Source organism: Psychrobacter sp. 1176_08 (assembly GCF_052850615.1).
Window position 1 is genome coordinate 228,126 of sequence record NZ_VXCU01000007.1, and the last position, 12,637, is coordinate 240,762.

At 45.4% G+C, this 12,637-nt stretch carries 12 protein-coding genes; 3 read left to right on the top strand and 9 right to left on the bottom strand.

What is annotated here, in order from left to right:
- The first annotated feature begins 10 nt into the window (after window positions 1-10).
- The 3 genes from hisB to FW759_RS10885 all read left to right on the top strand — a co-directional run bounded on the left by hisB (window position 11) and on the right by FW759_RS10885 (window position 1,989).
- On the top strand, window positions 11-658 hold the full coding sequence (gene hisB, locus FW759_RS10875) for an imidazoleglycerol-phosphate dehydratase HisB (protein WP_062845739.1): 648 nt from the start codon (window positions 11-13) through the stop codon (window positions 656-658).
- Window positions 658-1,293 carry an imidazole glycerol phosphate synthase subunit HisH gene (gene hisH, locus FW759_RS10880; RefSeq protein ID WP_446443006.1) on the top strand — a complete coding sequence of 212 codons (636 nt, stop codon included), beginning with the start codon at window positions 658-660 and terminating at the stop codon, window positions 1,291-1,293. Before hisB ends, hisH begins: the two co-directional genes overlap by 1 nt.
- A gap of 306 nt (window positions 1,294-1,599) precedes the next feature.
- Window positions 1,600-1,989: a hypothetical protein gene (locus tag FW759_RS10885; protein ID WP_443508098.1), complete on the top strand. Its 390-nt coding sequence runs from the start codon at window positions 1,600-1,602 to the stop codon at window positions 1,987-1,989.
- Window positions 1,990-2,025: 36 nt separating this feature from the next.
- Here the strand turns inward: FW759_RS10885 and FW759_RS10890 are convergent, their stop codons facing one another.
- The 9 genes from FW759_RS10890 to FW759_RS10930 form a co-directional block, all read right to left on the bottom strand.
- A complete protein-coding gene (locus FW759_RS10890; protein WP_446443007.1) occupies window positions 2,026-3,351 on the bottom strand; it encodes a valine--pyruvate transaminase in 1,326 nt (441 codons plus the stop codon).
- A 543-nt stretch (window positions 3,352-3,894) separates the two neighbouring features.
- Complete coding sequence (locus tag FW759_RS10895) at window positions 3,895-4,230, bottom strand: DUF3969 family protein (protein ID WP_131395744.1); 336 nt, start codon at window positions 4,228-4,230, stop codon at window positions 3,895-3,897.
- Window positions 4,231-4,240: 10 nt separating this feature from the next.
- On the bottom strand, window positions 4,241-6,862 hold the full coding sequence (locus tag FW759_RS10900; protein WP_446443008.1) for an ABC transporter permease: 2,622 nt from the start codon (window positions 6,860-6,862) through the stop codon (window positions 4,241-4,243).
- Complete coding sequence (locus tag FW759_RS10905; protein ID WP_446443009.1) at window positions 6,862-7,560, bottom strand: ABC transporter ATP-binding protein; 699 nt, start codon at window positions 7,558-7,560, stop codon at window positions 6,862-6,864. The genes FW759_RS10900 and FW759_RS10905 overlap by 1 nt, the downstream gene beginning before the upstream one ends.
- Window positions 7,560-8,402: an arylesterase gene (locus tag FW759_RS10910; protein ID WP_446443010.1), complete on the bottom strand. Its 843-nt coding sequence runs from the start codon at window positions 8,400-8,402 to the stop codon at window positions 7,560-7,562. The genes FW759_RS10905 and FW759_RS10910 overlap by 1 nt, the downstream gene beginning before the upstream one ends.
- A 94-nt stretch (window positions 8,403-8,496) precedes the next feature.
- Window positions 8,497-9,759 (bottom strand): MFS transporter, encoded by a 1,263-nt coding sequence (locus FW759_RS10915; protein WP_443571865.1) that lies wholly within the window; start codon window positions 9,757-9,759, stop codon window positions 8,497-8,499.
- Between the two features lie 351 nt (window positions 9,760-10,110).
- Window positions 10,111-10,356 carry a (Na+)-NQR maturation NqrM gene (gene nqrM, locus FW759_RS10920; protein WP_062845731.1) on the bottom strand — a complete coding sequence of 82 codons (246 nt, stop codon included), beginning with the start codon at window positions 10,354-10,356 and terminating at the stop codon, window positions 10,111-10,113.
- Between the two features lie 120 nt (window positions 10,357-10,476).
- Window positions 10,477-11,595, bottom strand: coding sequence for an FAD:protein FMN transferase (locus tag FW759_RS10925; RefSeq protein ID WP_443568118.1), 1,119 nt, complete (start codon window positions 11,593-11,595; stop codon window positions 10,477-10,479).
- Between the two features lie 169 nt (window positions 11,596-11,764).
- Entirely contained in the window at window positions 11,765-12,565 is an 801-nt protein-coding gene (locus FW759_RS10930) for an SDR family NAD(P)-dependent oxidoreductase (RefSeq protein ID WP_443568112.1), read from the bottom strand.
- Between the last annotated feature and the right edge of the window lie 72 nt (window positions 12,566-12,637).

The window sequence follows — 12,637 nt, forward strand, 5'->3', positions numbered from 1 at the left end:
GAGAATAGCCATGACAGCCAATGCAACTGAGCAAAATCAAGCAACAAACCTAAATTTATATGGTCGCCCTGAGCGTATCGCAACAGTGGAACGCAATACTGCCGAAACGCAAATCACTTGTACCGTCAACCTTGATGGAACGGGTAAAGGCGTGGTAGACACGGGTGTGCCATTTTTGGATCATATGATCGATCAAATTAAGCGTCACGGTTTGTTTGATTTGGACATCAAATGTACAGGCGATACCTTTATCGATGACCATCATAGCGTTGAAGACACGGGCATCACGCTTGGACAAGCATTTAATAAAGCGCTTGGTGACAAAAAAGGCATCCGTCGTTATGGGCATTTTTATGCGCCATTAGATGAGTCATTGACGCGCGCTGTTGTGGATCTTTCAGGACGTCCGGGTCTGCATATGGACATTCCGTTTACGCGCTCGCACGTCGGCCGCTTCGATGTTGATTTGTTTAGTGAGTTCTTTTATGGCTTCGTCAACCACTCATGGATGACGGTGCATTTGGACAATCTCAAAGGCAAAAACAGCCATCATCAAATCGAATCAACTTTTAAAGCATTTGCACGTGCGCTACGTATGGCTTGTGAGTATGATGAGCGCGCGCTCAACACCCTGCCATCGACTAAAGAGGCGTTTTAATGACCAAAGTAGCATTATTAGATTATGGCATGGGTAACCTGCACTCTGTGAGTAAGGCGCTATCCAATGTCGGTGCTGACGTTACGATCACCAACGACCCAAAAGTCGTGGCAGCAGCAGACAAGATCGTCTTCCCAGGTGTCGGTGCCATGCGCGACTGTATCGCTGGCATGTGTGATGCAGGCATTGATGACGTCGTACGGCAGGCAATATTTAGTAAGCCTGTGATGGCCATCTGCGTCGGTATGCAAGCGTTATTTGAGCAATCTACTGAAAACGGCGGCACCGCTTGTCTTGATATTCTAAAAGGGCAAGTAAAAGCGTTCGATCCGACGTGGACAGATGAGCAAGGCGCAACCATCAAAGTGCCACATATGGGTTGGAATACCATCAGCGGTATGGATTTTGACCATCAACTTTGGCAGGGTATTGATGACCATGCGCATTTTTACTTTGTACATAGCTATTATTGCGAACCTGCAGATAGCGCGCAAGTGGCGGCGGTATGTGATTATGGTCAACCGTTTTGTGCCAGTGTGATTCAAGATAATTTGTTTGCGACTCAGTTTCATCCAGAAAAAAGCCATACTGATGGCTTGCAGTTATTAAAGAATTTTGTAGAGTGGAATGTATAAATAGACGATCAACGTGAGTTGACGATTTAATTCAGCAAAAGGTAGATTATCACTTGTATAATCTACCTTTTTTACTGTCTACTACTGTCATTCTTCAAAATTCATTTTTAGTTATTGTCAACATACTATAAAAACGCTACGGTACTGCTGATATCAATTTTTTGTAGCCTCTGTCTGCGTAGGCACAGCCAGCAAGAAAATTAATATCAGCAGAGCGTGATGTATCGATATTATGTTTCACTGACTATATTATTGTTTAGTGATACGCTCAATTATTTTCTGCTCGCTTATATTTGGAATATCTCAGTGGATTTTACCGATTTTAAACTCAATGTTGTTGAAACAACTGGCCTTGCCAAAGACGCTTTACATATCTACGTTGGCGTCGGTATTTATCTGCTTTGTTTGATGGCGCTACGTCCTATCATCAAAAGCCAAGGTATCCGATCATTTATTGCCTTAATCATTGTGACTGGTATTGCGTTTTTGGGCGAGTATTTAGACAATCGAGAGACGATTGACTCGCTAGGTTTGGCAGGCTTAAGCCGAGAACAGCTGGTCGCAAGTATCCGCGATTTGATTAATACGTGCTTGCTGACCTATGTGCTTTTTGCGCTGAATAAATGGACGACTGTCTTTCGACCAACCAATAAACCCACTGCATTGACCAGACGCCATAAAAAAACGGACTATTAATCAGTCCGTTTTTTACTTTTTGAGTTGCAGGTATGGTTACTTGCTTTTAGCCTCATCATACAGCTCGCGAACCACCTCACCAATCACTTTAATACCATCTGTTAGCGTCTGCTCATCCGCCGCGATACTCATGCGAATACACTCGTGTGCATGCTGATAATCGCTGACATCGACACCGGGGAAGAAATACTCACTTGGCACAATCAAGGTGCCTTTTTCTTTTAGCCGCTCGTATAGCTCAAGCGTGCTAATCGGTAAGTCTTTAAACCATAGCCAAAAGAATATTGCGCCTTCAGGCTTATGAATCATGAGCGGATAATCGTCCAATGCGTCTTTTAATAGCTTCACCGCGAGTTTTGCTTGCTTTTGATAAAATGGTTTAATCTCATTATCAGACAACTGCTTGATACGATCGTTTACGACCAATGGCGTGGCAATCGCGGCACCAAAGCGTGTCGGTGCTAGGTTCACCACGGCATTCATCGCGCTGACCGCTTCGATCACTTTCGCATCGGCCACGATAATACCCGTACGCATACCGGGCAGACCGATTTTGGACAAGCTAAAGCAAAGGATCGTGTTGTTATCCCATGTCAGGTGCGCATCAGAGTAAATGATATTGGGGAAAGGCATGCCATAAGCGTTATCGATAATCAGCGGAATATCATAACGCTTGGCAATCTCGGCCAGATGCGCCATTTCGTCATCGGTCAGCACGTTCCCCGTCGGATTGGTCGGACGTGAGCAGCAAATCGCCCCGATACGACCTTCTTTTAGCGCGGGCAAGTTCTCTAACGCCTCAAAATCCACACGATATTTAAAGAAACCTTCTTCGCCATCATGCGTCACTTCATCGATATGTGGTAATACCGCCGCAAAATGCTGACCTTCCACATGCACATCACTATAGCCGATATACTCAGGGGTTAATGGCAATAAAATAGACTTATCGATAGATTGGTTCTGCTCGTCTGTGAACGCACCGCCAAACAAATTAAACAAATAGAAAAACGCGTTTTGCGAGCCATTGGTCAGGGCGATGTTTTCTGCCGTTAGATTCCAATCATAATGACGATTAAAGAAATCTACCAAGGCATTGATAAAGCCTGCATCCCCTTGCGGATTAGAATAATTCGCCATGCTGATAATGGCACTGCTATTGGCTTCGCCTGTATCATTATCAACGCCCAGTGCTTTATACGTCTCCAAAAACAACTCATTAACGGCCTCAATTTTGGCAGGGTTACCACCGCCCAGCATATTGACAGGCTGATCGCTTTTTAGCGCATCGCCAAGATCATCCATCAATTGCGAGATGCCAGTAGACTGGGTAAATTTCTGACCGAACTTTGAGAACTTCATAAGGTTACCGTGAATGTTTAAGAGATTATGTGAGTGATAAAGTGGGCTAGTATAGCAAATGGTTTGGATGAGGTGAGCACGTAGTAGTATTGATATTGGTTTATATGTTTATACGTCAAGTAAATGAGAAACGCCCACTAAATGAATAGAGGGCGTTTTGGAATTTGTAGCTGAGAGTTTTGTAGTTACTCCTACTTTTTTAAGCTTGTAGTTGGCAATCTATGACGCATAGAAACTGAGCACAATAATATTCTACATTCAAGTAATCATCTTCTTAGAAGAAATTATAAAAGTTAAGAAAAAAACTATTAATTCTAAAAATTATGATGATTCAAGTTTTTCGCGTTTGCGTACAGAATAAATTCATGTTTGTTACGATGTTTAGTAATCTTAAATACAATTTAATTTGGTAGATTATGCATTTGCTAACTAACCTATACTTCTACGGAACTACATTTGACAACAATACCTAAGATAGCAACTAATAGTGAATATAAGGATTAGCTATACACTTAAAATTTACTAAACAACGCTAATTTAGTACTACTTATTCTCTAATCCTAGTGAAGTTATCACCTTTGACGTGTCATAAAAACTCTCATGACCATCAAATGTTAAGCGCTTGACCAAGATCTGTTCAAGCTGTGTCAGTTCCTGCTGATACTTTTCAATACCTAATATAGACAATATATCTTCGAGTTCAAGCGCCTGAGTGATAATAGGCGCTAGTCCTTTTAAGTCATTATTTTCCTCAATTCTTGATAACGCACCAGGACAAAAAATCAAAAAGTGAGCTTGGTCAATGCTAATTTCACCAAGGCGTAAAAGTCGAATAATTCCTATCAAAAAAGTACTAACTATCATGTCATTTGAATTCATAGTATATCTCCTAAATCATCGCCCTGACCCTAGCCATAATCCCGCGTCCAATCACCAATCTCACATAAATCACGGCAATCGCAAGCAGTAAACCGATTAATGCTGCACCGCCAATACCCAAGCTCATCCACGGTACACTAAATTGTAGATTAAACCATTGCGTGATGGCCGCCCATGCGCCCACGTTTGCGATAATGACTGCGAACACCGCCGCGCTAATACCTAGCACACTCAGCTCTAGGATATTGAGCAGATACAAGTCACGCTTTTGCATACCGAGTAATCGGAACGATGCGCTCTCCTTCATGCGATCTTGCGAGGTCGATAGCAACGAGCTAATCAACACCATCACGCCGGTCAGTAGAGCGAGTAGGGTAAACACATAGACCAAGCGGCTCATTTGTACCACCAGCTCTTGGATTTGCTGCGCGATGGCGGTGCCATTGATGGTCGTGACAGCAGGGAACTCGCGTACCAATTTGCCTTGTATGTCTGGAATATCATCGGCTGGGACATGCGCGGTGGCAAACTGAATCTGCGGTGCTGCTGCCAATACGGATGGTTCAAATAAGAAGTAAAAGAATGGACTTGGGCCTTGCTCAAAACGCGAGCGAATACTGGTAATTTGCCCGACGATCTCAATCCCTTGGATATTAAAACGCACCTGATCACCCATACCGACATTGAGCAGGTCAGCTGCCGTGTCCAAAACGGACATAGGGACGACGGCTTGATCGGGATTTTGCTCGTTTTGCGTGTTTACAGGCACATACAGCTGATCGTCTTCTACGGCGTCAGTGATAAATTCGGTATCCATGACCGTATCAGCGTAGCTTAAATTAAAGACACGCGTAGGATCATCAAAGCCATCCGCAGGCTCGATATCTTGTACCGGTACATCATTGGCAGTGACCACGCGCGAGCGGATCACCGGATAGTAGCTCACGGGCGCACCGATTAGGTCATTGATCTTGTCATGTTGGTCGCTTTGAATATCAAGCAAAAACAGATTGGGCGCATCTTCAGGATACGCATTGATAAACTGCGCATTGATACTGTGATTGAGCGTGGTAATCAGGGTTAAAACCGCAACCGATAGCGACAAGGTCACAAAAAACAGCGCGGACTGATTGCCTTTACGCGCAAGGTTATGAATCGCAATACGCTGCATCCAGCCGATGTTAGAGCGTTTGGCGAGCTTGGCAAGTAGCCATAACCAACCGCGCGCCAATGCCCAAAATACCGCCACAAAGGCAATTAACCCTATTAGCAACTGCGCGCCCAATAACCATGAACCGACTTCATAGGCAAAAAACGCATACAGCCCTGCCAGCATGACTCCGTACCACAATAAAGGCGTGCGTCGATACCACGGCAAGTTTTGTGCAGGCGAGCCAGTGCCTTGATTGAGTAAGGTAGCAGGTTTGGTCGTATTCAGGGTACTCAAGCCACGTTGGGCAATCAGTAAGGTCAGCACCAAGGCAATGACGGTGGTCTTAATCGCACTGATGGGGTTAATGGCAAGACCCACATCTGCCGGTAAGATAGCCACAAGATACGGCTGACCCACTTTAAGCAGGCCAAAACTAAGAGCGACCGCAGCGATACAAGCGATGATAGAGGTGACGACCAATAGCTGATAGTAGCTGCGTTTGACTGAGCTAAGTGGCTCACCCAATGCCAAACGAATCGCGTTATTAGATTGCTGCTTGGTCACAAACGCTGTAATGACGCCATACATCGCCACCGCTGACAATAACAGCACGGCAATGACGAGTAGTTTTAAAAACATCAAGACATTATCAGAGATACGCGAGACAGAGGTATCCGCCGAATCAGCATCAGACAGCTCGATATCAGGATAATTGCTCAGGATTTGCGTGAAGCTATCACGCTGCTGGGCGATCAATTCAGGATTACCTGCCAGCTCAATGCGATAATTGACGCGGCTACGCTGACCTAATAGATTGGTAGCGGCTAGCGCATCTTGTTGCATTAAGACACGACCACCAAAGCCAAAGGCGGTCAATGGGCGATCAGGTTCTTTGGTTAGCACATCACTAATGGTAAATTGCGCATCACCAATAGTGACTGTATCACCGATACGAGCATTTAGGCTGCTGAGCACTTCAGGCGCGACCACGACGCTATTAGACGTCAATTGCTGCCACAAATCATTTCCTGAGGCCAGCTCTACCTTGCCATAAAGCGGATAGTTGGGCGACACCGCTTTGACGCGGGCAAGTAACGTCTGCTCATCGGTCACGACCATCGCACTAAACTGATAATCAAACACCTTTTGGGTGTTAGCGATGGTATCTACTTGCGTCAATACCTCACTTGGCCAATCTTGCTGACTGTTCAATATCAAATCACCGCCAACCAGCGCGCGCTGATTGTCATTGACATAGCTGTCAACTGACTGCTGGATGGAGTCTAGAGTCAGGTAAGTGGCAAGCGATAGCGTGAGCGTCAATAAAAACAGCACTGGATAGACCCAGCGTTGCCACCAGCTGCGACTTAAGGCTTTTGAGCCCAAATTACGCGCAAATATTCGGCTGATGAGAGGCTCAGAGTTGTTAGTAGTCAGGGTGCTGTTCAGGGACGACTTATCAGTTGAAGTTTTGGTCATTAAGATACAATCCGTCCATCATGCATGGTAATGACACGGTCTGCCATTTCTGCCAGTGCTGGGTCATGCGTCACGACCACCAGTGCTGAGCCAACTTGTTGGCGTAAGTCCAATAGCAGCTGCATGACTTGATTGGCATTTTGCTCATCTAAGTTGCCAGTCGGTTCATCCGCAAACACAATCTTAGGATGCGATACCAGCGCTCGGGCAACCGCCGTACGCTGCTGCTCACCGCCTGACAACTGATTGGGCAAACTGTCGCGCCTGTATCCCAAGTCCACTGCCTCAATCAGCTCGTCCACGCGCGCTTGATTTGGACGTCTTGCGATATCTAACGGAAAAGCGATATTTTCTGCCACTGTCAATGTTGGCAATAGATGGAACGATTGAAACACAAAACCCATGTCGCGTTGACGAATGACCGCGAGTGCATCTTCATCAAGATCGCTTAATATGTGATCTGCCAATGCTACTGAGCCACTATCGGGATAATCTAGCGCGGCGAGCAACCCTAGCAGCGTTGACTTGCCAGAGCCAGATTTGCCCATGATGACCACGAACTCACCGGCATTGATATAGATGTCGACTTCTTTGATAATGGACAGTGTTTGTTCGCCCACTTGTACCGTCTTGTTGAGTTTTGAGGCATTGAGCAAGATGTTTGAATGAGAAGCGTTAGCTGCATTGGATAATGTCATTACAGGGCCTCTGTTGGCATAAGTTTGGGTGCTGGCTCAGGGTCATCGGCGACCGTAGTGGCAGCCACATCGTCAGATTTAAATGTCTCAAGCTTAGGTGCCAAGATAGGCAAAATATTGTCATCAACAATGATGGTATAACCTTCTTTGGTTGGGTGAATGGCATCAGCTTGGTTCAGCGCAGGGTCACCGCCCACACCTTCTAAGAAAAAAGGAATCAGCGTGACATTCATATCTTTAGCGACGCGAGGATAAATGGAGGCAAACGATTTGACATAATCAGAGCCAAGGTTGTCATAAATCTGCATACCGCCCAAAATCACTTCACTACCGTTGTCTTGCAGGCGCTTCACAGCAGTACGAATGTTAGCCTCAACCGTCGCCACGTCAATACCACGAATCGCATCGTTGGCACCAATGGTCAAAATTGTGACATCTGGCTTGGTCTGCAATACCCAATCCAAGCGATTGACCAAGCCCGTACTGGTTTCCCCGCTCAGACCTGAGTTAATCACTTTGGCATTTTTATAGCCTTGTTCATGCAGGCGCGCTTCTAACTGCGCAGGGTAGTTGTCGTCATTAGCAACGCCCAGCCCTTCGGTTAAGGAATCGCCAAGCGCTAATATAGTTAATGGCGCTTGGTGCTGCTCGATTGATGGTGCTGTTTGCTGATTTTGAGGCATTACCTCAGACGTTTGCGTACTGGCAGTCTGATTGGTGGTGTTTTGACTGTCATCCGTCATGTCAGTTTCGGGTTCTTGTTGACAGCCACTCATGACCATAGCGAGGGTCAAAATAGCCACGGCGGGTAAGTAACGAGTAAAACGAGAGGATACATTCATAGTAATGGTTCTGTCCTATAGTCAATAAAACCAGTGTAGCAAAATAAGACAGCCACCAATATTATCCTAAGGTTACTTTATCTCCTTTAAAGCATTACATTTTTTCGCCATCGACCATTACAGGACGACTGACCATCCAAGCGATGACAACGTTGACCACCATTAATATCAGCATAATAAAAAGTGGTACATCCCAGTTGCCCGTGGCTTCATGTAGCCAGCCGGTTCCTAATGGACCAAAAAACGCAATTAAGTAACCGACCGCTTGTGCCATACCCGACAGCTCGCTAGATTGATTGGTCGTATAAGTGCGCAAAGAAAACAAAATCATGCTTAAGGTAAAAATCGCTGAGCAACCAATGCCCATCAAACCTGACCACAACCAAGCCAGATCAGTCGATAAATAACTGACGCCTAGTACGCCTATCACATTTAACACTGCCGCGAGCACGGCCAATGCTTGAATAGGGCGCCCGCGATTAATCAACCACGTCAAACTCAAAATCGATATCGGTGCCATAAACTGAAACACCGAATTCATTTGTCCTGCTTGAACCGCAGGCAAGCCCTTACTCAACCAAATGGATGGCAAAAAACTGGCCACGGTATAAAACAACAAAGATTGTAAACCCATAAACACGGCGATTTGCCACGCAAAAGGCGTGCGCCACATCGAAATATCTGAATGTCCAGCCGTCGGTATATCCGCTGCCTGATGACTGGATGAACCAAGACGTAAGCGCAAAAATATCCAAATAACGATGGCAAAGATGCCAAGCAGCGACCAGCCTCCTAATGCCCATTGCCAGCCTACTTGCTCAGACAGTGGCAATACCACACCTGCTACTACGCCTGCGGTCACCGTCATGACAAGACTGAATAGACCTGTGATTAGGGGAATGTGTTTGGGTGTACGTTGCTTGATAACCGGCGCCGCTAATGTATTGGCAAACCCGATCGCGAGCGTTAGCATCAAGGTGCCAACCAAAAATCCAATCCAAGTGGGAAACACCGTTCGGATGATCATACCGACGGTTAACAGCCCAATCATCACAATGAGCGTATTCTCAAGCCCAAATCGTTTGCCAATAGAGGGCGAGATAAGGGCACCGATGGCAAAAGTGAGCATCGGTACAGCGCCCAGCCAGCCAATTTGTGTCTCAGAAATATCGAGTGCCGCTTGGACGACTGGCGCAATAGAGCCAAGCGCCACAATAGGCGCACGCATATTGGTGGCCAATAAAATCATGGCACACAATACCAGCCAAAAAGTAAAGCGCTTCGATGGCGTGAGCGGTGGCTTAAATGCGGAGGTAGGAGATAAGTGAGAGTTGGGTGGCAAACCAGAGGTAGACATAGCAATACGCCTATTATGAGTATAAAAAAAAGACACGTCATTACACAGCGTCGAAAAATCGCCGCTTGCAAACAACACTAAAGAAAACACACCAAGACGGTGACCGACATCGCAAACTAGAACAAGAAGTTACTAGTACAACATAAGATAGATAAGCTTACTACTTTAGATGGTGAGACAAGGTAGCATCATGTACGAGTAGGGATTCTCGTCGATAATGGCTTTGAGAAGTCACCTATAAATATCTAATGGCACAAAGAAAAATAGCGCCAGCCCTTTTAAAGGACTAGACGCTATTATAAGAACAAATGTAAAGTAAAAGCTACCAGCGTACCAGAATAAATCAAAGGTTTATACGGATTTTCCTAGTTGAGCGGCTTTTAAGGCATGCTCTTGTTGTTCAGCAATAAGAGAATCACATTTATTGGGATCATTACCACAAAATGAGCAATTTTCATCCCCCATAAGTTTAGCAACGCCCCCGCAAGACCCTCTCAGAGGCTTCTTTTTAACCATATAACCAATGCCCATAAAGACAAAGAATAAAATAAACACCGAAAAGGTGATGGCAAGCATGGGAAGCAATTGACTAAGCATAGAGGAAACCTCAATTTTTAAAGATAGGGCAGTCGTTTTTTATGTTAACTACTTAATAGTATAGCAAATTTTGTGCGATTCGTTGTTGCTAATCGTGTACTCAACGTGGGTCACCAAAAGTTAGGGCTTTTTATCGGCACGTAAGGCCTGCATGGCAGGGGTTTGCACGACTTGCCAATCGTCAACACTGTCATGTGTCCCATCCATTTCGACGCCATCAGCCAATACCACAAACATCGCAGCCAAATTTTTATCTTTAGCAAGCGCTAGTGCTTTTTCATAAGGCATGGCCGTTAGAGCTGTTGCCCAAGCGTCTGCCAGTGCCACTGACTTTGCAGCAACCGTTACTGAAGGTGCGCCGCCAGCAATTGGCTCGCCAGTCGTAGGATCAATGGTATGGGTATAGCGTCTTCCATCAAAGATGACAGAGTTACGATAGTTGCCCGAAGTCGCCAAATGCATCTGGTTGTCGGTATTGATTGGCTGGCGAATGGCGGATATCGTTTGGCGCTCGCTCACAGTGCTGTCTTTGATAGGGGCGTCTATCGCGATTTGCCATGGTTGCTTTTGGTTATTGACACCAGAGGTCGCAATTTCACCACCAATTTCGACCATATAATTGCGAATCTGGTAGTTATCTTTGAGTACATCAGCAATCACGTCGACACCATAACCTTTAGCGACGGCTGAGAAGTCAAGACCGATACCATCTTTGACTTTATGGATCTTTTTATCCTGTTGTATAACGCCTTCAAAATCGACTAAAGCTTTCGCTTGAGCAATCTCTAAAGCCGTCGGTGGACTTTGCAGGCGCTCAACCGTCATGGTGCTACCAAATCCCCAAGTGTCTACCAATGGCATGACCGTAGGATCAAATGCACCACCCGATTGCTTATATACGATGCGGGATACATCGAGCACACGATCAAAATCTGTGTCAATAGTGATGGGGGTATCTTTGGCTGCACGGTTAAATGTAGAGATGGTTGAGTCTGCTTGATAAGTAGACATGCTGTCGTTGATTTCCTGCAAACGCTTATCTATGTCTGCTTGTATGGCAGCTTCATCCGCATCATCAGGAAGCTCATAACTGATGTGATAGCTGGTACCCATCGTCTCACCGCTCAGATAGTTATATTCTGGCGATTGCTGGCAAGCACTGAGACTCAAGGCACTGGTAAGACCGATGACACTATACAAAGTAGCGCGCGTCGTTTTGGTAGAAGATAAAGCATGCATGGATGAAGCGAAGAATGTAGTTTTCATAAGTTCGTTGCTATAGCGGAAAGTGAATGTGGCTTTGGATAATAAGCGATACCTATTTTACACCCCGTACCGCCCATAAAGCCAATATCAATAAAATTAAGCAAACAATATAGTATGAAAGACATCGTTCATGGGATGTTTATCATTTTACCTTTGATTCACGGATAAGCTTATACAGCCTAGGCGGTGATACTCGATTTACCTTGGTGGCAAGCTTTTCTTTCGCTCCTGCGATGATAATGTATTCTTCCCCTTTTGTGAGTGCTTTGACAGCTTGTTTGGCGAATGCCGCCGCTGTTAATCCTTTACTGGTCGCCTCATCCATCGTACCTTGCCGGCTTCCATCACCTGTCAGGGCGTTAATGGACACATTGGTTTGAATAAATCCAGGAAATATCGTTGCGACCTCTATTCCTTGATCATGCAATTCGGCACGTAAGCTGTTGGCCCACATATGAATGGCAGCTTTGGCAGCACCGTACGCACTGCGATATTGAGTTCCTAATAGCCCTGCGACGCTAGAGATCATGACTATTTTGCCACCACCCTGTGCCATCATGTCTGGTAATACCAATCTGGTTAGACGTGTTTGCGCAAAGTAATCTATCTCCATAATTTGTCGTTCCACCTCTTCTGCAGTGTCCACGATAAGAGAGCGTTGACTCACGCCAGCGTTATTGATTAGCCAATCAATGCTACCCGTGTGAGCCTTAGCCATGTTGTAGGCTTCTTTTGCTTGTTCAGCATCACTAAGATCAAAAGGCACGACCAGATGCTTTTTAGTGTGTTTGCAGCGTTGTTTTACCACTGCTAACTTATCATGATCGCGTCCACTCAATATCATGGTTGCACCGCGTTTAGCAAATGCAATGGCTAAGGCTTCACCGATACCGCTAGAAGCACCTGTTATCCATATGGTCAGCTCTTTATATTTGGTTGTCATAAGTGTCCCTTCTTATTGGTTAAGTCATCAATCATATAGGATAGACAACGCAACCTACCATTTTAATTTGTA